General features: G+C 72.8%; 5 protein-coding genes. 3 read left to right on the top strand and 2 right to left on the bottom strand.

From position 1 onward, the window contains the following. Positions 1–57 precede the first annotated feature (57 nt). From SGFS_RS02865 to SGFS_RS02855, 3 genes are read left to right on the top strand one after another with little or no spacing between them, the layout of a single operon-like run. Positions 58–1,764 carry an ABC transporter ATP-binding protein gene (locus SGFS_RS02865; RefSeq protein WP_286247353.1) on the top strand — a complete coding sequence of 569 codons (1,707 nt, stop codon included), beginning with the start codon at positions 58–60 and terminating at the stop codon, positions 1,762–1,764. Further along, the gene (locus tag SGFS_RS02860) at positions 1,761–3,677 is read left to right on the top strand and encodes an ABC transporter ATP-binding protein (protein WP_286247352.1); all 1,917 of its coding nucleotides are present in this window, start codon (positions 1,761–1,763) and stop codon (positions 3,675–3,677) included. Before SGFS_RS02865 ends, SGFS_RS02860 begins: the two co-directional genes overlap by 4 nt. After that, on the top strand, positions 3,677–4,741 hold the full coding sequence (locus tag SGFS_RS02855; RefSeq protein WP_286247350.1) for an iron-siderophore ABC transporter substrate-binding protein: 1,065 nt from the start codon (positions 3,677–3,679) through the stop codon (positions 4,739–4,741). Before SGFS_RS02860 ends, SGFS_RS02855 begins: the two co-directional genes overlap by 1 nt. 62 nt (positions 4,742–4,803) lie before the next feature. On the opposite strand, the gene SGFS_RS02850 is transcribed toward SGFS_RS02855, so the two are convergent. Beyond that, the gene (locus SGFS_RS02850; RefSeq protein WP_286247348.1) at positions 4,804–5,013 is read right to left on the bottom strand and encodes an MbtH family protein; all 210 of its coding nucleotides are present in this window, start codon (positions 5,011–5,013) and stop codon (positions 4,804–4,806) included. 26 nt (positions 5,014–5,039) lie between these two features. After that, on the bottom strand, positions 5,040–23,915 hold the full coding sequence (locus SGFS_RS02845) for a non-ribosomal peptide synthetase (RefSeq protein ID WP_286247346.1): 18,876 nt from the start codon (positions 23,913–23,915) through the stop codon (positions 5,040–5,042). Positions 23,916–23,989: the final 74 nt, after the last annotated feature.

The raw sequence follows: 23,989 nt of genomic DNA, 5'->3' as shown, positions 1-23,989 counted from the left end.
GCCTTACCTAAGTTCTTGTACGGTTGTTGTGCGGGGCGAGACCGGTCCGGAGGATGCGTGAGAAAAGCGGACCCGCCGGGACGGTACGTCCTGTGGCGCGCGGTCGGCGGACAGCGTCGTGACGTGGCGCTGGGCGCGCTGCTGGGAATGGGCCACCAGACGGGCGAGGCCCTCGTACCGGTGCTCATCGGCCTGGCCGTCGAACGCGGAGTCGTGGACGGTGACATCCCGGGCCTCCTCCTCTGGCTCGGCATCCTCGCCGCCGTCTACATCGGCCTCTCCTTCAGCTTCCGGTTCAGCGCCCGCGCGGGCGAACGCGCCTCCGTCACCGCCGCCCACCACCTCAGAACCGCGCTCGTCGGCCGGGTCCTCGCCCCCGAGGGCGGCGCCGACGAGGGCCGGTTGCCGGGCGAGTTGACGAACATCGCCACCGAGGACGCCAAGCGGGTCGGCGCCGTCGCCATGGCCGTCATCGTGGCCTTCGCCGCGGCGGCCGGCCTGGTCGTCAGCGCGGTCGCGCTGCTGCGGGTCTCCCTCGCCCTCGGCCTGCTCGTCCTGCTGGGCACCCCGCTGCTGCTGTGGCTGGGGCATCTGCTGAGCAAGCCCCTGGAGCGGCGCAGCGAAACGGAACAGGAACGCGCGGCCCGGGCCTCGGGCGTCGCCGCCGACCTCGTCGCCGGACTCCGCGTCCTCAAGGGCATCGGCGCCGAGACGGCCGCCGTCGCCCGCTACCGGCGCGTCAGCCAGGACTCCCTGTCCGCCACCCTGCGCGCGGCCCGCGCCGAAGCCTGGCAGAACGGCGTCGTCACCATCCTCACCGGCGTCTTCCTAGCCCTGGTCGCCCTCGTCGGCGGACACCTCGCCGCACAGGGCGACATCGGCCTCGGCGAACTCGTCTCCTCCGTCGGCCTCGCCCTCTTCCTCATCGGCCCCCTCACCGAATTCGCCTGGGTCAACACCGAGTTGGCCCAGGGTCGCGCCTCCGCCGCCCGGATCGCCGAGATCCTGGACGCGCCCGCCGCCGTACCCCCGGGCCCGGCACCCGCCGACACCACCACCCCACGCGCAGTCGAGGGACGGCTGCGCCTGCGCACCCTGTCCTACGGCACCCTGCGCGGCGTCGACGTCGACATCGCCCCCGGCGAGACCGTCGGCCTCGCCACCACGGACCCCGCCGACGCCACGGCCCTCCTCCGCTGCCTCGGCCGCCGCGCCGAACCGGACGCCGGGACCGTGGAACTGGACGGAACGGAGCTGACCGCACTCGGGCTCAGTGAGGTGCGCGCGGCGATCCTCGTCGCCGAGCACGACGCCGACCTGTTCGAGGGGACGGTCCTGGAGAACGTGACGGCGGCGGTCGGCGCCCTGACTCTCGTGCCCGCCGCGCTGACCGCCTCCGGCACCGACGAGGTCGTTCGCGCGCTCCCCGGCGGCCTCGACACACCGGTCACCGCCCGTGGACGTTCCCTCTCCGGAGGCCAACGGCAGCGTGTCGCCCTGGCCCGGGCCCTGGCCGCCGACCCGCCGGTCCTGGTCCTCCACGAGCCGGCCACGGCCGTCGACGCCGTCACGGAGGCCCGTGTCGCCGACGGGATCAGGGACCTCCGGAGCGGCCGCACCACCCTCCTGGTCACCAACAGCCCCGCCCTCCTCGCCGTCACCAACCGGGTCGTCTTCTTGGAAGACGGCCACGTCACGGCGACCGGTCAGCACGAGGAACTCGTCCACGAGTGCGCGGCCTACCGTACGGCGGTGCTCGCATGACCGACACGCGCGCGCAGGCAGGCACGGAACACGTAGGCACGGAATCGCGCCCAGCCCCCGACCTCCTCCCCGTCGCCACCCCGGCCCGCACCCGCGCCGCAGTCGCCGAACTACTGCGCCCACAAAGGAAGTCGGCGCTGGGCGCGTTCGCCGTCATGGTCGGCTCGACGGCCGTCGGCCTGCTGCTGCAGCCGCTGCTGGGCCGGATCGTGGACATGGCCGCCGACCGGGCGTCCGACGACGCCGTCACCACCACCGCGGCGCTGCTCGTGGCCGTCGCCGTGGCGCAGGGCGTCAGCGCCGGCTTCGGACTGTCCCTGATCGCCCGGCTGGGCGAGACGACGCTGGCCCGGCTGCGCGAACGGTTCGTCGAGCGCGCGCTCGCCCTGCCGCTGGACCGCGTCGAGAAGGCCGGCGCCGGCGATCTGACCGCCCGCGTCACCGCCGACGTGTCCCTCATCGCCGACGCCGTACGCAACGCCCTGCCCGCCCTCGGCCGTTCGCTGCTCACGATCGTCCTCACCCTCGGGGCCATGGCGCTGCTCGACTGGCGGTTCCTGCTGGCGGCCCTGCTCGCCGTGCCCGTACAGGCGGCCACGGCACGCTGGTACGTCGCCCGGGCCATCCCCCTCTACGCCGAACAGCGCGTGGCGGCGGGCGCCCAGCAGCAACAGCTCCTCGACACCGTCGGCGGCGGTTCGACCGTACGGGCGTTCCGGCTGGAGCGGGAGCACACCGAGCGGGTCACCGAGCGCTCCTGGTCGGTGGTGGCGCTGACCATGCGCGGGGTGCGGCTCGTCCTCGGCTTCTACAGCCGACTGCACATCGCCGAGTACATCGGCCTCGCCGCCGTCCTGGGCACCGGATACTGGCTGGTCCGTGAAGGGTCGGCGAGCATCGGTACGGCGACCGCCGCCGCCCTGTACTTCCACAGCCTGTTCGGCCCCGTCAACGCGGCCCTCGCCCTCCTCGACGACGCCCAGTCGGCCACGGCGGGCCTCGCCCGCCTCGTCGGCGTCACCGACATCCCGGCGCCCCCGGTCCCCGACGTACGACACACCGTGCGGGCGGGCGGCGTCGAGGTCACCCTGCGCGGACTCGGTCACGCCTACCAGCCCGGCCACCCCGTCCTGCAGGACATCGACCTGACGATCCGCCACGGCGAGCGCGTGGCCCTCGTGGGCGCCAGCGGGGCCGGGAAGACGACGCTGGCCAGGCTCGTCGCCGGCATCCAGCCGCCCACCACCGGCACGGTCCTGATCGGCGGCGTACCGCCCACCGAACTCGGCTCCGCCGGCGACCGCACGATCGCGCTGATCACCCAGGAGACCCATGTCTTCGCCGGCCCCCTCGCCGACGACCTGCGGCTGGCCAGGCCCGACGCCACCGACGACGAACTGCGGGCCGCGCTCGACCGAGTGGACGCACTCGCCTGGGCGGAGGCCCTGCCCGACGGTCTCGCCACGGTCGTCGGCGACGGTGGCCACCGGCTGAGCGGCGAGCGGACCCAGGCCCTCGCGCTCGCCCGGCTGATCCTCGCCGACCCGCCCCTGGTGATCCTCGACGAGGCCACCGCCGAGGCGGGCAGCTCCGGCGCCCGCGCCCTGGAGAAGGCGGTCGCGCGTGCGGTGGACGGCCGTACCGCGCTGATCGTCGCCCACCGCCTCGGCCAGGCGGCGGCCGCCGACCGGGTCGTCGTCATGGACGCGGGCCGGATCGTCGAGACCGGCACCCACGACGAACTCCGCGCCGCCCGGGGCCCGTACGCGGCCCTGTGGACGGCATGGTCGGACACCCGGGCCACCACCACGGATGCCACCGCCACACCCTCCACCGGCGCCCCCGGCCCTCGTCCGACCTCGTTGACCCCCACACGTACCGCTTCACAGGAACCCGAACCGAAGGACCGCTGATGTTCCGCTCACATAGAGCGCCACGGCTCGCCGCCTCGCTCGCCTCCGCCGCCCTGCTCCTCGCCACCGCCACGGCCTGCGGTGGCGGCGACGACGACACAGCAGCCGACCCGTCGGACGACAGCGCGAAGGCGGGAGCCGCCTTCCCGGTCAGCGTCGCGCACAAGTACGGCAGTACGACGATCAAGTCCGAGCCCAAGCGGATCGTCACCGTCGGCCTCACCGACCAGGACTCCGTCCTCGCCCTCGGCACCGTCCCCGTCGGCACCACCGAATGGCTCGGCGGCTACAAGGGCGCCGTCGGCCCCTGGGCCGCCGACAAGCTCGGCGGCGCCGAGGCCCCGACCGTCCTCAAGGACACCGGCACCGGCCCGCAGGTCGAGAAGATCGCCGCACTCAAGCCCGACCTGATCCTCGCGGTGTACAGCGGACTCACCAAGGAGCAGTACGAGTCGCTGTCGAAGTTCGCGCCCGTGGTCGCGCAGCCGAAGAAGTACAACGACTACGGCGTGCCGTGGCAGGAGCAGACGGAGACGATCGGCAAGGCGCTCGGCAAGTCCGAGGAGGCCGCGAAGGTCGTCGAGGAGACCGAGGAGGAGATCGCGGCGGCCGTCGAGGAGCACCCCGAGTTCAAGGGGAAGAGCGCCGTCATGGCCACCCCGTACGAGGGCATGTTCGTCTTCGGCAGCCAGGACCCGCGCTCGCACCTCCTCACCGACCTCGGCTTCTCGCTCCCCGCCGACCTCGACAAGGTGATCGGCGACCAGTTCGGCGCCAACATCAGCAAGGAGCGCGTCGACCTCCTAGACCAGGACGCCCTCGTGTGGCAGGTCGGCGATGTCGTCAAGGACGCCGCCAAGCTGCACAAGGACGCCTCCTACAAGGACCTCGGTGTGGTGAAGGAGGGCCGCGAGGTCTACGTCAACGAGACCGGCGACTACGGCAACGCCCTGTCCATGGGCACGGTCCTGAGCCTGCGCTACGTCGTCGAGCGGCTCGTGCCGCAGCTGTCGGCCGCCGTCGACGGCAAGACGGACACGAAGGTGGAGCAGCCCGCGTCGTGAGTCGGGTGCGCGGCGAAAGGGAGGGGCCGGTCATGTCCGCATGAACGGCCCCTCCCGCCTTTTCAGCCGTCCATCGCCTCCGCCAGGCTCCGCGGCCGCATGTCGGTCCAGTTCGTCTCGACGTGCTCCAGGCAGGACTGCCGCGAGGCGGGCCCGTGGACCATCCGCCAGCCGGCCGGCACCTCCACGAAGTCCGGCCAGAGGCTGTGCTGGTTCTCGTCGTTGACGAGCACCAGGTAGACGCCCTCGGGGTCCTCGAACGGGTTGCTCATACGGTTCATCATCCCTTTCTCGTGTCTCACTCCGCCGTGTTCCGCTCCGCCCACCTGACGAGCCCTTCCAGAGCCTTGAACCAGGTCTCGGCGAGGTCCTGGACCGTCTCGCGCGGCAGCAGTCCTTCGAGATAGGACCAGTGGGCGGCTAGCACGGGCCCGTCCGCCCGGTCCTCGGTCACCACGTTGATCTCCAGCGCGTGACCCTCGCGCGTCGCGGCCTCCGGCCCGATGTCGGCCACATCCTCCTCCGGCGCGTACGACCAGTCCGTCTCCTCCGGGATGCCGAAGCGGCCCAGGTAGTTGAACTCGACGCGGGCCGGTTCATGGGCCGCCAGCGCCTCGCGTGTACGGGGGTTGAGATGCCGCAGCATCCCGTATCCCACGCCGTTCGCGGGCAGCGACGCCAGATGCTCGCGCACCCGCCGCACGGCCTCCTCGGCCGCCGCCCCGCCCGCGAAGGCCTCCGCGGGGTCCGCAGGCCCGGGGTCGAGCCGGACGGGGAAGACACTGGTGAACCAGCCGACCGTACGGGACAGATCGACCCCGTCCCCGCCCAGCTCCTCCTCGCGGCCGTGCCCTTCGAGGTCGACCAGCATCGAGGTGTCCGAGCCGCCGCCGCGCCGCCGCCAGTCGGCGAAGGCCAGCCCGAGCCCGGCCAGCAGCACGTCGTTCACCGCGGCGCCGAACGCGGCGGGCACCGCCGACAGCAGCGGCCCGGTGCGCTCGGCGGGCAGCCGCAGAACCACCTCGCGCCGGGTCGCTGTGGTGTCGCGGTCGGGGTCCGGCTCCCGCACGAGCGGGAAGGACTCCGTGCCGCCGCCGCTCAAGATGCCCTTCCAGAGCGGGAGTTCGCTCTCCCGCGCCGGGTCCTGAGCCAGCTCGGACAGCAGTCGGGACCAGCTCGCGAACGACGTCTCGACCGGGTCGAGCCGCACCGGCCGCCCGGCGGAGACGTCCCGCCAGGCCGCCGCCAGGTCCGGCAGCAGCACCCGCCACGACACACCGTCCACGACCAGATGGTGGGCCGTCAGCAGCAGCCGCCCGGGCGCGTCGCCCGCGTCGAACCACACGGCCCTGACCATGGCCCCCGCGTCCGGATCGAGAAGCGCCCTGGCCACGTGCGCCCGCTCCCGTACGGCCTCGGAGAGTGCCTCGGCGTCGAGCCCGGCCACGTCCACCCGCTGGATCCATCCGGCGGCGTGGACCGCCCCGACCGCAGGTACGTGCAGCGACCAGTCCTCGCCGGCCTCGCGGGACGGCCGTACGAGGGTCGCCCGCAGCAGGTCGTGCCGGTCGGCGAGCGCCTGGAGCACGCAGGTCAGGCCGGGCAGGTCCAGTTCGGCGGGGGTGCGGACGAGCGCCGACTGGTGGTACGAGGCGAACGGGCCGCCCAGTTCGCGCAGCCAGTGCATGACCGGAGTCAGCGGCACACTGCCGGTGCCGTCGTCCTCCGGGCGCCGCGCGGCCGTGTCGACCGACTCGGCGACCGTGCCCAGCGCGGCCACCGTACGGTGCCGGAAGACGAGCCGGGGCGTGATCCGGACGCCCGCCGCCCTGGCCCGGCCCACCAACTGCATCGCCACGATGCTGTCGCCGCCGAGGGCGAAGAAGTCGTCGTCCACACCGACCTGTTCGAGTCCCAGCACCTCGGCGAAGACCGCGCAGAGGGTCCTTTCGGCGGGGGTGGCGGGCGACCGCCCGGAGGACAGCGCGGAGAAGTCGGGCGCGGGCAGCGCGGCCCGGTCCAGCTTGCCGTTCGCCAGTTCCGGGAACCGGTCGAGGAGCACGACGGCCGCCGGGACCATGTGATCGGGCAGCCGGCCGGAGACATGGGCGCGCAGGGCCGCCGGGTCCAAGGCGGCGGCCGACGACGGGACCACGTACGCCACGAGCAGCTTGCGCGATCCGTCCTGGCGTACCGTCACCACGGCCTGGCCGACCGACGGATGGGTGCTGAGCGTCGACTCGATCTCCGCCGGTTCGATGCGGAAGCCGCGGATCTTGACCTGGTCGTCGGCCCGGCCCAGGTAGTCGAGCCGTCCGTCGGCCGTCCAGCGGGCCAGGTCGCCGGTGCGGTACAGCCGCGAGCCGGGCTCCCCGAACGGGTCGGCCACGAACCGCTCCGCCGTCAGCCCGGGGGCACCCAGATAGCCGCGGGCGAGACCGCCGCCCGACAGGTACAGCTCACCTGTGACGCCGCGCGGTACGGGCTGGAGGAGTCCGTCGAGGACGTACGCCCGGGTGCCTGCCACCGGCCGTCCCACGAGCGGGCGTTCGCTGTCGCGGACCCGCGCCACCAGGGCGTCGACGGTCGACTCGGTCGGCCCGTACAGGTTGAACGCCTCGGTCCCGCGCAGCCCGGCCAGCCGCCGCCACAGGGCGACCGGCACGGCCTCGCCGCCGACGCCGACCACCGAGAGGGGGCAGTCGTCGCCGTCGAGCAGACCGTTCTCGGCCATCTGCGCGAAGAACGACGGGGTGACCTCCAGGAAGTCGAAGCGGTGCTCGACGACGGCCGCGGCGAGCAGTTCGGGGTCGCGTCGCACCTCCTCCGAGACGATGTGCACACAGTGCCCGTCCAGCAGCCACAGCTGCGGCTGCCAGGACGCGTCGAAGAAGAACGACCAGGCGTGCCCCGCCCGCAGGTGCCGCCGCCCGGCCAGCTCGATCGCCGGTGCGTAGAGCGTCTCGCGGTGGCTGTGGAAGAGGTTGCCGAGCGTCTCGTGGGTGATGACGACGCCCTTGGGGCGGCCGGTTGAGCCGGAGGTGTAGATGACGTACGCCGGGTTGCGGGGTGTCAGCGGCGCGGACCGGTCGGCGTCGGTGAGGTCGGTCGCCGGTTCGGCGGTGATCCGGTCGACGGTGACCGGCTCGTCGAGCACCAGCGGTACGGAGTGCGGGGGCAGGGTCCCGCGCAGCTCCTTCGTCGTGAGCGTCAGCACCGGGCGGGCGTCGTCCAGAACGTCCGCCGTGCGTTCCGCCGGAGCGTCGGGGGCCAGCGGCAGATACGCCGCCCCCGCCTTGTGCACGGCCAGCACGGCCACCAGGAACCGTGCCGTGCGGGGGAGGGAGAGGGCCACGAACTGTTCTGGCCCGGCTCCGAGTCGGACGAGCAGTCGGGCCAGTCGGTTGGCCTCCTCGTTCAGCTCGGCGAAGGTCAGCTCGATGCCGTCGGAGGCCACGGCGGGCAGCCCGGGATGCTCGCGCACCCGCTCCTCGAAGAGCGCGGGCACGGTCGTGGGCGCCGCGAGTGCCGGGCGGCCGTGCCAGCCGTCGAGCAGCCGTTGCCGCTCGTCCCCGTCGAGGATGTCGATCCGCCCGAGCCGCAGGTCCGGGTCGGCCACCACGGCCCGCAGCACGCGCCGCAGCCGGTCCGCGAAGGACTGGGCGGTGGCGTGGTCGAACAGATCGGCGCTGTACTCCAGCACACCGTCGACACCGTCACCGTCCGCCCGCTCCACGAAGTCGAAGGACAGGTCGAACTTGGCGGTCGGGTTCACCACCTCGTCCCGACGGCCGCGCAGCCCCGGCAGACCGGCCTCGTCGCCGCCGGCCGCCAGATACACCACCATCACCTGGAACAGCGGATGCCGGGCCAGCGACCGGACCGGGTTGAGCACCTCCACCAGCCGCTCGAACGGCACGTCCTGATGGTCGAAGGCGGCCAGATCGGCCTCCCGCACCCGGGCCAGCAACTCACGGAACGTCGGCTCGCCGGAGGTGTCGGTGCGCAGCACCAGAGTGTTGAGGAAGAACCCGACCAGGTCCTCCAGAGCCGCGTCGGTCCGCCCGGAGATCGGGGAGCCGATCGGGATGTCGTGGCCCGCGCCGAGCCGGGTGAGCAGGGTCGCCACGGCGGCCTGCATCACCATGAACACACTGACGCCGTTCTCGCGCGCCAACTGACCTAGATCTGCGGTTAGTTGGGCATCCAGCGACAGATCGGCGGCGCCTCCGCGATAGGTCGACTCCAGCGGACGCGGCCGGTCCACGGGCAGCGCCAGCTCCTCCGGCAGCCCGGCCAACGCCTTCCGCCAGTAACCGACCTGACGGGCCGCCAGGCTCTCCGGATCTTTCTCATCGCCGAGCACCTCCCGCTGCCACAGCGTGTAGTCCGCGTACTGGACCGGCAACGGCTCCCACGCGGGCGCCCGCCCCGCCGTACGGGCCGCGTACGCGAGCGCCAGGTCCCGGTGCAGCGGACCCTCCGACCACTCGTCACCGGCGATGTGATGGAGCAGAAGCAACAGCGTCCACTCCTCCTCACCCGTGCGGAACACATGCACCCGCAACGGGAGCTCACGCTCCAGCGCGAACCCGTACGCCCCCGCCTCCGCGAGCAGCCCGGGCAGCCGTTCGGCGTCCGTGTCGGCCACCTCGAACGGCACGCTCACCTCGTCCGGAACCAGCACCCGCTGGAAGGCCCGCCCCTTCTCGTCGGGGAACACCGTGCGCAGCGTCTCGTGCCGTACGACCACGTCGTGCACGGCGGCCCGCAGCGCCTCGACGTCGAGGGCACCGGTCAGCCGCCAGGCCGACGGGATGTTGTACGTCGCGCTGGGGCCCTCCACCTGGTACAGCACCCACAGGCGCTGCTGGGCGGACGACAGCGGCAGCCGCTCGGGACGCGGCCGGACCGTGAGCGCGGGCCGGGCCCGGGCACCTGCCGTGGCGCCCTCCGTCAGCCGGGCCGCGAGCCCGGCCACCGTCGGCGCGTCGAACACCGCACGCAGCGACATCTCGGCCCCGAACGCCGCCCGTACCCCGGCGACCAGCCGCATCGCCAGCAGCGAGTGGCCGCCCAGGACGAAGAAGTCGTCGTCGACACCGACCCGCTCCACACCCAGGATCTCGGCGAACAGACCGCAGAGGATCTCCTCGCGCGGATCCCGCGCCCGGCCGCCGACACCGCTGTCCGCCCCGAAGTCGGGCACGGGCAGTGACCGGCGGTCCAGCTTGCCGTTCGCCGTGAGCGGCAGCGCGTCCAGGACGACGAAGGCCGCGGGGACCATGTGCTCGGGCAGGACGGCGGCGGTGTGGGCCCGCAGTACAGAAGGGTCGGCACTCTCGGATCCGGCGGCCGGGACGACGTACGTCACCAGCCGCTGCTCGTGCGGGACGACGACGGCGTGTCCGACGGCCGGGTGCCGTGCGAGGGCGGCCTCGATCTCACCCGGCTCGATGCGCACACCACGGATCTTGACCTGGTGATCGGTGCGGCCGAGGTAGTCGAGGGTGCCGTCGGCCGTCCAGCGGGCCAGGTCTCCCGTGCGGTACATGCGCGAGCCGGGCGGGCCGTACGGGTCCGCGACGAACCGCTCGGCACTGAGCCCGGGCCGGTCGAGATAGCCCCGGGCCAGCTGCACGCCCGCGAGATACAGCTCGCCCGCGACCCCCGGCGGCACCGGCCGCAGCGCCGCGTCCAGGACGTACGTACGCGTGTTCCACACGGGACGGCCGATCGCGACCCGTTCGGCGCCCGGCGGCACCTCGATCGCGGTGACGTCGACCGAGGCCTCGGTCGGCCCGTACAGGTTGTGCAGCCGAGCCGCCGGCAGCACCTCGTGGAACCGCTCCGCGACCGCGCCCGGCAGCGCTTCACCGCTGCACATGACCTGGCGGAGGCCTGTGCACCGCTCGGCGGCCGGCTCCTCCAGGAACACCTGGAGCATGGACGGCACGAAGTGGGCGGTGGTCACACCCTGTTCACGGATCACGGCGGCCAGATAGGCCGGGTCCTTGTGGCCCTCAGGGCGGGCCACCACCAGCGCGGCCCCGGTGATCAGCGGCCAGAAGAACTCCCACACCGACACGTCGAACCCGGACGGGGTCTTCTGCAGCACCCGGTCCCCGGCCGTCAGACCGTACGCGTCCTGCATCCACAGCAGCCGGTTGACGATGCCCTCGTGCGGGACGACCACGCCCTTGGGGCGGCCTGTCGAACCGGACGTGTAGATCACATAGGCGGGACTCAACGGGTCGTAGGAGGTGGGTGGTTCGCCTGTCGTCGGCCCTTCGGGAAGCGCGTCCTCGATGACGCACACGGGCCCGGCCTCCTCCAGCATCAGCGCGAGCCGCTCCCGGGGCTGGTCGGAGTCCAGCGGCAGATAGGCGCCGCCCGCGCGATGCACGGCGAGCAGGGCTACGACGAGGTCCGCCGAGCGAGGCAGCGCGACGGCCACTGTGCGCTCCGGGCCGACGCCGAGAGCGGCCAGGACCCGGGCCGTCCGCTCGACCCGCGTGTCCAACTCGGCGTATGTCAGGTGCTGTTCACCGTCGACGAGGGCGAGCGCGTCCGGGGTGCGGGCCACCTGGGCGCGGAACAACTCCGGCAGCGTCGAGGCCGGCACACCGCGCGCGGTGTCGTTCCAGCGGACGAGGACCGACTCCCGCTCATCCTCCTCCAGGACTTCCAACTCCCGGACCAGCAGGTCGGGTTCGTCGGCCACCTGCTCCAACAGCCGGACCAGACGACCCGCCAGCCGCTGGGCCGTCGACTCGTCGCACAGGTCGAGCGCGTACTCCAGGAGCAGGGTGAGACGGTCACGGCCCACCTCGTCCACGAAGGTGAAGTGGAGGTCGAACTTGGCCATGCCGGTGTCCATGTCGAACCACTCGGTCGGCATGCCGAGCACGTCCGGGTCGCCGTCGGGGCGGTAGTGGTAGCCGAGCATGACCTGGAACAGCGGGTTGCGCCCCGCGACCCGAGGTGGATTGACGGCCTCCACGACCTGGTCGAAGGGCAGGTCCTGGTGCTCGAAGGCCTCCAGCGACGACTCTCGTACCCGGGCCAGCAGTTGGCGGAAGGTCGGATCTCCGGAGACGTCGGTGCGCAGGACGAGCGTGTTGACGAAGAAGCCCACCAGGTCGCCCAGCGCGTCGTCCGTGCGGCCGGCGATGGGGGCGCCGAGCGGGATGTCGTCACCGGCGCCGACCCGGTGCAGCAGCGCCGCCGTGGCGGCCTGGAACAGCATGAACATGCTGGTGCCCGTGGCCCCGGACAGCTCACGCAGAGCACGCCCGGTGTCCGTGTCCAGCTCCAGCCGGACCTTGCCGCCACGCCCGGTGGGCTCGGTCGGCCGGGGCCGGTCGAGGGGCAGCGCCAGCTCCTCCGGGAGGTCGCTCAGGGCCTCGGTCCAGTGGGCCAGCTGGGCCTCGCCGACCTGGCCGAGCAGGGTGTCCTGCCAGAGGGTGTAGTCGGCGTACTGGACCGGCAGCGGTGCCGCCCACGCGGGTGCCCGACCCACACGACGGGCCGCGTACGCGGTGCCGAGGTCGGCGAGGAAGGGACGGTCGGACCACTCGTCGGTGGTGATGTGATGCAGCACTAGTGCGACCACGTGATCGTCCGTGCTCAGCCTCAACACCTCTCCCCGGACAGGGAGTTCGGTGCTCAGGTCGAAGGGGCGGCGCTGGGCCGCCTCGATGTGTGCGGCCAGCTCGCCGTCGGCGACATCGGACACCACGAACTCCGGCTCGGCCTCACCCGGCGCCACGATCCACTGGTACGGCTCGCCGTCCGCCTCCAAGAACCGTGTCCGCAAGGCCTCATGGCGATCGGTCATATCCCTGAGCGCGGCGCGAAGGGCGTCGACGTCCAGCTCGCCCCGCAACCGGAAGACCAGCGGGAAGTTGTACGCGACCCCGCCACCGGTGATCCGTTCCACCAGCCACAGCCGCCGCTGGGCCGCCGAGAGGGGGATACGGGCGGGCCGTTCGGTCACCGGGGCCAGGGCCGGGCGGGCCGGGCGTCCGGCCTCCGCACGCAGCGCCAGCGCCTCCGGCGTCGGTGCCTCGAACAGATCACGGATGGCCAGCTCCGCGCCCAGCTCGGTGCGGGCCCGGCTGATCAACCGGGTCGCGAGCAGCGAATGGCCGCCCAGATCGAAGAAGCTGTCCTCCGCGCCGGTGCGGGGGAGCCCCAGCACCTCGGCGAAGAGGCGGCACAGCACCTCCTCGACCGGCGTCCCCGGCCCGCGCCCCTTCGACAGGGCCACCGCGGGCTCGGCGTCCGGCAGCGCCCGCACATCGAGCTTGCCGTTGTCGTTCATCGGCAGCCGCGGCAGGACCACGAACGCGGCCGGAACCATATAGCCCGGCAGCCGCCGCCCCAGGTCCTCGCGCAGCCTCCGCACAAGGGCACCGTTGCCGCGCGTGGCGGTCGGCGTGTTGGCGTACGGGGCGGTGCCGCGCTCCGGGCGGGGGAGGTGGAGCCCGGCCGTGCGGCGGGGCGTGGTTCCCCGTACGAACACGGCGTCGAAGTAGCCCGGCTCCTCGGAGCACGTGGTCAGGACGCGGTAGCCGTGGGACTCGCCGATCGCGCGCAGGTCCTCCGGCTCCACCACCGGGGCGACCAGCGCACCCGGCAGCCGCCGCCCGGACTCCAGCGCTCGCAGCGCACCGAGGTCGCCCGCCGTACGCGCGTCCGGCACCCTCCGCACGCGCAGCAGGTCGGCCCCCGAGAGATGTCCGGAGAGCGCGCTCGCCCCCGACCACTCCACCACCGGCGCGTCGTCCACCCGCATGGCGTCCGACGACTCCTCGTACAGCACCACGTCGTACCGGTACCGGGTCAACTCGTTCTGGTGCCGTCCGGCCTTGGTGCGCAGCTCGACGCCGAGGCCGAGCGACGCGAACCAGTCCGGGTCGATCAGCAGCTCCTTCTCCAGCGAGAGCCCCCGGTCCACGGCTCGGCGCAGGGCCTCCGGATCGAGGTCGGTGCCCGCCCGCGCGAGCTGGATGCCCGTCTGGAACACCCGGGCCTGCCGCAGATCTCGTACGTCACCGATGAACAACGCGCCACCGGGTGCGAGCAGCCCCATCGCGCCCCGGATCACCTTGCGCAGATGGTCGAGGCTGGGAAAGTACTGCACGACGGAGTTGATGACGACGGTGTCGAAGAACCCGACCGGCAGCCCGTCCGTCACCTCGGCGGGCCGGCAGCGCAGCTCCACCTTCCGCGCCAGCTCCGGGTCGGCCCGCAGATCCTCGCCGATCTTGCGGATGACCGGGGCCGCGAAGTCCGTCGCCCAGTACGACTCGGCGTCCGGCGCGAGCCGCGACAGCAGCAGCCCCGAGCCGACGCCGATCTCCAGAACGCGACGCGGCCGCAGCTCACGGATGCGCTCGACCGTGGCCTCGCGCCACTCCCGCATGTGCTCCAGCGGGATCGGCTCGCCGTCGTAGGAGCTGTCCCAGCCCGCGAAGTCCTCGGTGAAGACGGCGGTGCCGATCTCCGCGTACTCGGCCGAGTAGATCTCCTGCCACTCGCCGATCTGTTCCCGCTCGGCGGACGCCCGTGCTTCGGCGTCGGTTTCGGCCGGGACGACATACCCCACGAGCCGCTTGGTGCCGGGCGCGGAGGTGTCGTCGCGGGCGATCACGGCCGCCTGCGACACCCCGGGGTGCTGCGCGAGCGCGGTCTCGATCTCGCCGAGCTCCACCCGGTAACCCCGGATCTTGACCTGGTCGTCGGTCCGGCCGAGGAAGTCGAGGTTGCCGTCCGGGCGGCGCCGCACCAGGTCACCGGTGCGGTACATGCGCTCACCCGGCCGCCCGTACGGATCGGCCACGAACCGCTCGGCGGTCAGACCGGGCCGGTCGAGATAGCCGCGCGCGAGACCGACCCCCGCGATGTACAGCTCGCCCGCCACGCCGTCCGGCACCGGCCGCAGCCAGGTGTCGAGGACGCGGGCCCGGGTGGCCCGGATCGGGCGCCCCACGGTCGGGGTCGCACTGTCCTCCGTGCCACCGCCGAGGGTGTTGATCGTGTACTCGGTCGGGCCGTACAGGTTGTAGCCGTACGTCCCCCCGGTGTCCCGCAGGGTGTTCCACACCGTCTCGGTGACGGCCTCGCCGCCGAGCAGCACCAGCGGCGGCCGGTGCCCCTCCAACAGGCCCTCCTCGATGAGAAGATGGGCGTAGGTAGGGGTCACGTTCACCACGTCGACGCGGTGTTCCTCGCAGTACGCCACCAGCGCGGTCGCGTCCCGCCGCAGCTCCTCGTCGCAGACGTGCACTTCATGCCCCTCGACGAGCCACAGCAGCTCCTCCCAGGACATGTCGAACGCGAACGACACGGTGTGCGCGATCCGCAGCCGCCGCCCGCCCGCCGACGCGATCGCCGGGGCGAAGATCTCCTTCTGGTGGTTGAGCTGCATGTTCGTCAGGCCGACGTACGGCGTGACGACACCCTTCGGGCGGCCGGTCGAGCCGGACGTGTAGATCACGTACGCCGGGTGGTCCAGGCTGAACGACACCGAGACCGGGTCGGTGGACAGACGGTTCAGCTCGGCGGCGATCTCGGGGTCGTCGAGCAGCACACGGGGCGTGTCGCCCGTCAGTGTCCGCGACACCGCCTCCGCGGAGAGGAGGAGCAGCGGGCCGGCGTCCGCCAGCATCAGCGACAGCCGCTCGGCCGGGTGGTCGAGCTCCAGCGGCAGATACGCCGACCCCGTGCGCAGCACCGCGAACAGCGCCACCACCATGTCGATCGAGCGCGGCAGCCCGAGCGCGATCACCTTCTCCGGCCCGGCGCCCCGCGCGAGCAGCAGCCTCGCCATGCGGTTGCAGCGCGCGTCGAGCTCGGCGTACGTCAGGGTCTGCGCGCCGAAGACGAGCGCCGTCGCGTCCGGGGTGCGGGCGGCTTGAGCGGCCAGCATGTCCGCCACCGTCTCGTGCGGCACGGGCTGCCGCTGCGCGGCCTCCTCGCGGGCGAGCGCGGCCGTCTCGGCGGGCAGCAGGGCGTGCAGCGAGCCCACCGGCGCCGACGGATCGGCGACGAGCCGGTCCACCAGCAGTACGAACCGGTCGAGCAGGCTCTGCGCGTACGCGCCCTCCAGCACGTCCGGCCGGTACGCCAGCGTGACCCGCACCCGCTCACCCGGCGTCACGACCAGGTTGGCCGGGTAGTGCGTGGCGTCCACATTGGCCACGGCCGTCGCCCCGTGGCGCTCGCGCAGCTCGGCGAGCCGCTCGTCCGTGTCGGCGTTGCGCAGCACGAACAGCGTGTCGAACAGCCGCCGGTGACCCGACTCGGCCTGAAGGACACCGAGGCCCAGGTACTCGTACGGCATGACCTCCAGCCGCTCGCCCTGCACACGCCGCAGCAGGTCCAGCACGGACTCGCGCGGGTCGAACGCGATGCGCGCGGGCACGGTGTTGAGGAACATGCCGATGACGTTCTCCACGTCCGGCACCTCGCTCGGCCGCCCGGCGACCGTCGTACCGAACGCGATGTCGCTGCGGCCGGTCGCCCCGGCCAGGACCAGCCCCCAGGCGGCGTTCAGCACCGTGTTCAGGGTCAGACCATGACTCCGGGCGGTCTCGCGCAGCCGCTCGGCGACCGTCGGGTCCAACTCGGCGCCGAGGTGCTCCGGGATCACCGGTTCCGAGCCCCGCTCGGACACGGCCGGCACCAGCAGCGTCGGCTCCTCGAAACCGGCCAGCGCGGCCCGCCACACCCGGGTCGCCTCGCCGTCGTCCTGCCGCTCCAGCCAGGCCAGATAGTCACGGTACGAGCCGGGTCGGGTCAGCCCCGCCGGGTCGCCCCCGCTCTCGTACAGCGCGAACAGCTGGTCCAGGAACAGCCAGGCGGACCAGCCGTCCCACAGGATCAGATGGCGGCCGATGACGAGCCGGTCGCCACGCTCGTCGCCGAGCCGTACGAGCAGCATGCGGAAGAGCAGCGGACGGGTGAGGTCGAAGCGCTGGGCACGGGACCCGTCCATCAACTCAGCGATCCGCCGGTCCTGTTCGGCGGACGACAGACCGGACAGATCCACCTCGGTCAGCGGGATCTCCGCCGCGCGCACGATGAACTGCACCGGCTGGCGCAGCCCCTCACTGGTGAACCCGGCCCGCAGACTGGGGTTGCGGGCCAGCAGCGTGCGCACGGCGGCCGACAGCCGGGCGGTGTCGACGCGTTCGGTGAAGTCGAAGGACTCGTGGACCGTGTAGACGTCGAGTGAGCTGTCGTCGTACGTGGAGTGGAAGAACAGGCCTTCCTGCAGCGGGGCCAGCGGCCACACGTCCTCGACGAGCCCCGGGGCGAGCCGCTCGACCCGCTCCCGCTCCTCGTCGGTGAGGACGAAGGCGGAGGCCGCGGGCGCGACTTCCCGGGCGTCCGTGACCCCTGCCGCCACCGCGAGCGCGGCCGGGGTGCGGTGTTCGAACACATCACGCGGGCCGAGGACGAGACCCGCGCGCCGGGCCCGGCTGGACACACCGATCGAGCTGATGCTGTCGCCGCCGAGCAGGAAGAAGTCGTCGTCGACGGAGACGTCCGCGAGCTTCAGTACGGCGGCGAAGATCTCGGTGAGCACCTGCTCCACGGGGTTCCGCGGAGCCCGGGCGGCGGCTCGTACGGCCTGCGGGGCGGGCAGCGCGGCCCGGTCCAGCTTGCCGCTTGGGGTGAGCGGCAGCGCGTCCAGCACCACCCAGGCACCCGGGACCATGGGGGAGGGGAGGGCTGCGGCGAGGGCCGTGCCCAGGTCGGTCACCTCGACACCCCGGCCGGCCGGCACCACGTACGCGACGAGCGCGTCGTCCCGTACCGTCACGGCGGCCTGGGCCACCTCGGGCAGACGGGCCAACGTCTCCTCGATCTCACCGAGTTCGACCCGGTTGCCGCGCAGCTTGACCTGGCGGTCGGTGCGGCCCAGATACTCGATCACCCCGTCGGCGCGGCGTCGGACCAGGTCGCCGGTGCGGTACATGCGGCTGCCGGGCGGCCCGTAAGGGTCGGCGGTGAACCGCTCGGCGGTCAGCGACGCGCGGGCGTGGTAGCCACGGGCCAGCTGGACACCGGTCAGATACAGCTCACCGGGGACACCGTCGGGCACGGGCCGCAGGCAGGTGTCGAGGACCCGCAGACCGGTGTTCCACACGGGGCGGCCGATGGGCACGGAGACGCCCTGCTCCCCGTCGGTGTACGGGTGGTACGTGACGTCGACGGCGGCCTCGGTCGGGCCGTACAGGTTGTGCAGCGGCACCCCGGTCAGCGTCCGCCAACGGCTCGCGGCGGCGACCGGGAGCGCCTCGCCGCTGCTGAACACCCGGCGCAGCGACGACGACCAGCCGGAGGGGTCGGCGGTGACGTCGTCCGACTGGAGGAACGCCTCCAGCATCGACGGCACGAAGTGCAGGGTGGTGATGGACCGGTCGCGCACGAGGGACGCCAGATAGGCGGGATCGCGGTGGCCGTCCGGGCGGGCGAGGACCACGGCCGCGCCTTCTAGGAGCGGCCAGAAGAACTCCCACACCGACACGTCGAAGCTCGACGGGGTCTTCTGCAGGACACGGTCGTCGGTGCCGAGCCCGTACGTGTGCTGCATCCACGCGAGCCGGTTGACGACGGCGCGATGGGTGACGACGACACCCTTGGGCAGGCCGGTCGAGCCGGAGGTGTAGATGAGGTAGGCGGGGTCGTCGGGGCGGGCTGCGGGTGCGGACGGCGGCGGTATCTCGTCCTGCTCGTCGGTGTCCAGCAGGAGTACCGAAGGAACGTTCCGTTGCGGCAGGCGAGCGGCCGTCGACGACAGTGTGACCACCGTCGTGGCGCCGGAGTCGGTCAGCATGTGGGCCACTCGGTCGGCCGGGTAGTCCAGGTCCACGGGAAGGTACGCGGCGCCTGCCTTGAGCACACCCAGCAGCGCCACCATCAGCTCCGCCGAACGCGGGACGGCGACCGCCACGAAGGTTCCCGGACGGGCGCCACGGCCGCGCAGTCGAGCAGCCAACGCCTCGGCGCGGGCGTCGAGCTCGGCGTACGTCAGGCGCTCGTCCTCGAAGACGACGGCCGTCGCCTCCGGCGTCCGGGCGACCTGCGCCGAGAACGCCTCGGCCAGGGTGGTGTCGGGAACCGGTCGTTCCGCACCGGCCGGGTGTGCGTGCAGCGCCTCGTCCGGTGTGAGCAGGTCGACGGCGGCCGCAGGCTGGTCCGGGGCGTCGGCGATCGCCTCCAGGACGCGCGCCAGACGGTTGCCGAGCGCACGGACCTCCTCGGCGTCCAGCCGTTCCGCGTGGTGCTTGAGCCGCAGGTCCAGCCGCCGGCCCGGCTTGACGACGAGGGCGAGGGGATAGTGGACGGCGTCGTGGAAGGCGTCGCCCGTGATCCGTACCCGGCCCGAGGCGTCCCGCAGACCGGGCTCGGCGGGGTAGTTCTCGAACACCACGAGCGTGTCGAAGAGTTCGCCCTCGCCCGCGTGCCCGGCGAGCCGCTGGATCTCCGCGAGCCCCAGATGCTGGTGGTCCAGCAGCCGGGCCTGCTCCTCCTGGAGTCGGACCAGCAGTGTGCCGAGCGTCTCGCCTGGAGACCAACGGAAGCGGGTGGGAAGGGTGTTGATGAACAGGCCCACCATCGAGGCGATGCCGTCCACCTCGCCGTCGCGCCCCGAGACCGTGGTGCCGAACACGACGTCGTCCCGGCCGGTCAGCCTGCCCAGCAGCAGCCCCCAGGCCGCCTGGACGACCGTACCGAGCGTCACACCCTGTTCGCGGGCCCGTTCGGCCAGCCGCGCTGTCGTCCGCTCGGACAGCTCCAGCCGAACATGGGCCGGGTGCACGGGCGCGCCGGTGGCGGGGGTGCCGACCAGCCGGGTGGGCTCGTCGAGCCCCGCGAGCGCCGAACGCCAGGTCTCACGGGCGGCCTCACGGTCCCGCTCGCCGAGGTGCCGCAGGAAGGCGCGGTACGGGGTGACCTCGGCCAGGGGCGGCGCGTCGGTGCCGTAGTACGCCATCAACTCGCGGTGCAGGACCGGCAAGGACCAGCCGTCGGCGACGATGTGATGGAAGGTCAGCACCAGTCGGCCGCGTTCCTCGCCGAGTCGGATCAGGGCACAGCGGAGCAGCGGTGGGGCGGTCAGGTCGAAGCCGCGGGCCCGCTCGTCCGCGGCCACCGCGTCGCCCAGTGCGTCGCGGACCTCCGTCGCCTGGGAGGAGAGGTCGACCTCGCGCCACGGCAGTTCGGCGTCGCTGGTGATGATCTGGACCGGCGTGCCGTCAGAACGCTGACGGAACGCGGTCCGCAGCGGCGCGTGCCGGTCCAGCAGGCGCTGGGCCGCCCGCCGCAGGGTCTCGCCGTCGACGGGCCCGGCCAGGTCCAGGACCTGTTGCACCACATATGTGTCGCCGTCGGCGCCGCCGGTCAGCGAGTGGAAGAAGAAGCCCTGCTGGAGCGGGGTGAGGGGGAGGAACTCCTCGATCGCGAGCGGGTGCGTGCCCTGGATCTCGGCGAGTTCGCCGTCGTCGACCTCCACGAGAGCGAGGGGCGAGTCCGCCACACGTACGTCGACGCGCTCGACGGCGGCCTGTGCCAGGGCCTCCACCGTGCGGTGCCGGAAGACGTCACGGGTGGTGAGCCTGAGCCCCGACTCCCGTGCCCTGATGAGGAGTTGGATAGCCGTGATGCTGTCGCCGCCGAGCGCGAGGAAGTCGTCCTCCGCCGTCACCGAGTCCAGGCCGAGCACCTCGGTGTACAGACCGCACAGGAGTCTCTCGCGGGCGGTGCGGGGCGCGCGGCCGGAGCTGAGTGCCGCGTAGTCCGGGGCGGGCAGCGCCTTGCCGTCGATCTTGCCGCTCGGGGTGACCGGCAGCGCGTGCAGCGGGACGAACGCCGACGGGACCATGTAGTCGGGCAGCCACTCGGCGGCATGCGCGCGCAGCGTACGCATCAGCGCCGTGACGTCACGGAAGGGCGCGGGGCGGTTGGCGCGCGGGTAGGCGGCGGCCGACCGGTAGAGGGAGGTGAACAGTCCCTCCTGGACGAGCATCGCGTCGAACGCACCGTCGTCCGCGCTCCCGTTCCAGGTCAGCGCCACCCGATAACCGTGCTCCAACCCCAAAGCGTGCACGTCCTCCGGATCGGTACCCGGAGCCGCCTCCCCGCTGCTGCCCTCCAACCGCCGTAGATCCGCCAGATCGTCGGCGAGCCGGGCGTTGGGCACACCGGTGACGCGCAGCCGACGCGGGCGCTCGGCGAGCAGCCCGGCCAGCCCGGTGAGGCCGCCGACCGCGGTCCAGGGCACCTCCCGCTCCTCAACGGCAGCGGTGCGCTCCCCGGGGCGCAGGACGACGTCGTACCGGTACCGGCTCAGCTCGTTGTGGTGCGTGGCCCGCTTGAGCCTGATCTCCGCGTCGAAGCCCTCCAGCCCGGCGAAGAAGTCCGGGTCGAGCAGCAGCTCGCCCTCCCACCGCGCGGACTGCTCGAGGGCCGCCCGCAACGCGCTCTTGGCCTCGGCCTCGTCGCCACCGGCCGTCCGCCGGGTCTCCACGGCCGCCCGCAGGGTCCGCAGCAGCCGCAGATTCCGTACGTCACCCACGAAGATCCGCCCGCCGGGCGCGAGCAGGTCCGAAGCGCGGCGCAGTACGTCTTCTAGGTACTCCCCGCTGGGGAAGTACTGGGCGACCGAGTTGATGACGACCGTGTCGAAGAAGCCGGCCGGCAGCCCGTCCGTGTCGTGTGCGGGCCGGGCGCGCAGCTCGACCTTGGCCGCCAGTGCCGGATCGGCGTCGACCTGGGCGCGCAGCGCGCGGACGGCCTCCGCCGACAGATCGGTGCCCCAGTACGCCTCGGCGTCGGGCGCGATCCGGGACAGGATCAGGCCGCTGCCGACGCCGATCTCCAACACCCGCCCGACCGGCCCGAGTTCGCGGATGCGCTCGACGGTCGCCGCCCGCCACTCGCGCATCTCCTCGACGGGGATCGGCGTGCCGTCGTACATGCTGTTCCAGCCCGCGAAGTTCTCACGGAAGCCGGGCGTGTCGTCCTCGCGGCCCTCGGTACCGGCCGCGCCGTACAGGAGTTCGTGCAGCTCCTTCCACTCCGCCACCTGCGCGTCCTCGTCCGCGCCGCGCGGGCCGTCCAGGGCGGGCACGACATACGCGGCGAGGCGCCGGTCGCCGGGCCGGTCCTCGCGGACGACCACGGTGACCTGGTCCACGGCCGGATGGCCGCGCAGCACCGACTCGATCTCGCCCGGCTCGATACGGAAGCCGCGGATCTTGACCTGTGCGTCGGCCCGGCCGAGGAACTCGAGGCGCCCGTCGGCCTTCCAGCGGACCAGGTCGCCCGTGCGGTACAGCCGTTCGCCGGGCGCCCCGAACGGGTCGGCGACGAACCGCTCGGCGGTCAGGTCCGGCCGCCCGAGATAGCCGCGTGCCAGACCCGCCCCGCCCAGATACAGCTCACCCGTGACACCGGCGGGCACCGGCCGCAGGAACGCGTCCAGGACATAGGCCCGCGTCCCGGGGTCGGGCACGCCGATCGGCACGATCGCCCCCGCCGGGGTGTCCGGATCGCACAGTCCGAGCGTGGAGTTGGTGGTCGCCTCGGTCGGACCGTACGCGTTGAACATCATCCGGCCACGCGCGTACCGCCCCACCAGCTCGGGCGAGACCCGCTCGGTACCGGCCAGAAGCGTGGCGGTCGGCGGCAGCCGCACATCGTCCGGCATCGCGGCGAGCAGCGCGGGCGGCAGGATCATGAACGTGATGCCGTGCGCGTTCGCGTAGTCCGCGAGCGGCGCTCCCGGCACCCGCAGTTCGGCCGGTACGACGACGAGCCGGCCGCCGGAGAGCAGCCCGAGGCACAGGTCCCAGAACGCCACGTCGAAACTCGGCGAGGCGAACTGCAGCACCCGGCTGTGCGGACCGATCCCGAACCGCTCGCTCTGCGTGGCGACCAGTTTCGCCACTCCGCTGTGCGCGAGCACCACCCCCTTGGGGCGGCCGGTCGAGCCCGAGGTGTAGATCACGTACGCGGCGCTGAGCGTGGTGAGGGGCGCCCCGCGGTCGGCGTCCGTGGGGTCGTGGGCCGGTCGCCGCGCCAACTCGGCGGCCGTGGCGAGGGAGTCGAGGGTGACCAGCGCCATGCCGTCGTCACCCGGACCGGGCTCGGGCAGATCCCGGGCGGTCTCCTGCGTGGTGACCATGCACACCGGCCGGGCGTCGCCGAGCATGTACGCGATGCGGTCCGCCGGATAGTCGTGGTCGATCGGCAGATAGGCGGCGCCCGACTTCAGGACGGCGACCTCGGCGACGAACAGCTCGACGGAACGCGGCAGCGCCAGCGCGACGATCCGCTCGGGACCGGCACCGCGCGCGATCAGCGCGTGGGCGAGGCGGTTGGCCCGCTCGTCCAGTTCGGCGTAGGTGAGTTCCTCATCCTCGAAGACCAGGGCGACGGCGTCCGGCCGCACCCGCACCTGCTCGGCGAACATCGCGGGCCAGGTGCCGGCCGGAACCGCGTGCTCGGTGGCGTTCCAGTCCAGGATCACCCGGCGGACCTCCTCCGGCCCCATCAACTCAAGCCGCGCGACCGGTGCTTCGGGCCGGGCCAGCGCGTCGGAGAGGAGGGCGCGGTAGTGGCCGAGGAGCCGGTCGACGGTCGTGGCGTCGAAGAGGGCGGGGGAGTACGCCGCCCGCGCCACACCGCCGTCGACGTCCAGCAGCACGTCGACCGGGGCGGGCAGTTCACCGGCGGGACGGTCGGCCGTGGCCAGGGCCGTGTTGAAGAACAGGCCGCCGCCCCGCGTCGGCCGGGGCCGCAGCTCGTCCACCAGGAGACCGAACGGCACCCGTTGTGCCTCGGCCTCCTCCCACGCCTGCGTCACCCGGCGCGTCAACTCCGCGAAGGTTGGCTCGTGTTCGACGGACACCCGCACCGGGAGCCCGTCGTACCCCACGGTCAGATCCGTCGCCCCGGTATAGCGGTGCAGCAGGGCGACGAAGGCCGCGAGGCGCACCCCGTCGGGGGCGTCGGGGACCCCGGCCAGTGTGCGGGACTCCCGCTCCGGGACCGGATGCTGAGGATGCGGCCGATCGGCGGGCAGTGAGATCTCGAGCGGAAGCGGGGTGAGCAACCGCCGCCAATGGGCCAGGACTTCCTCGGAACCGCACACAGCAGTGAGCCTCCCCAGCGGGTCGGGGTCCCGGACCTGGGCCGGGGATCGCCGACATACTAAGGTAAGGGTTA

Origin of the sequence: Streptomyces graminofaciens, assembly GCF_030294945.1 — a bacterium.
Classification (GTDB): Bacteria; Actinomycetota; Actinomycetes; order Streptomycetales; family Streptomycetaceae; genus Streptomyces; species Streptomyces graminofaciens.
Note: the sequence above shows the minus strand (reverse complement) of the source record. Positions and strands in the feature narration are given on the sequence as shown.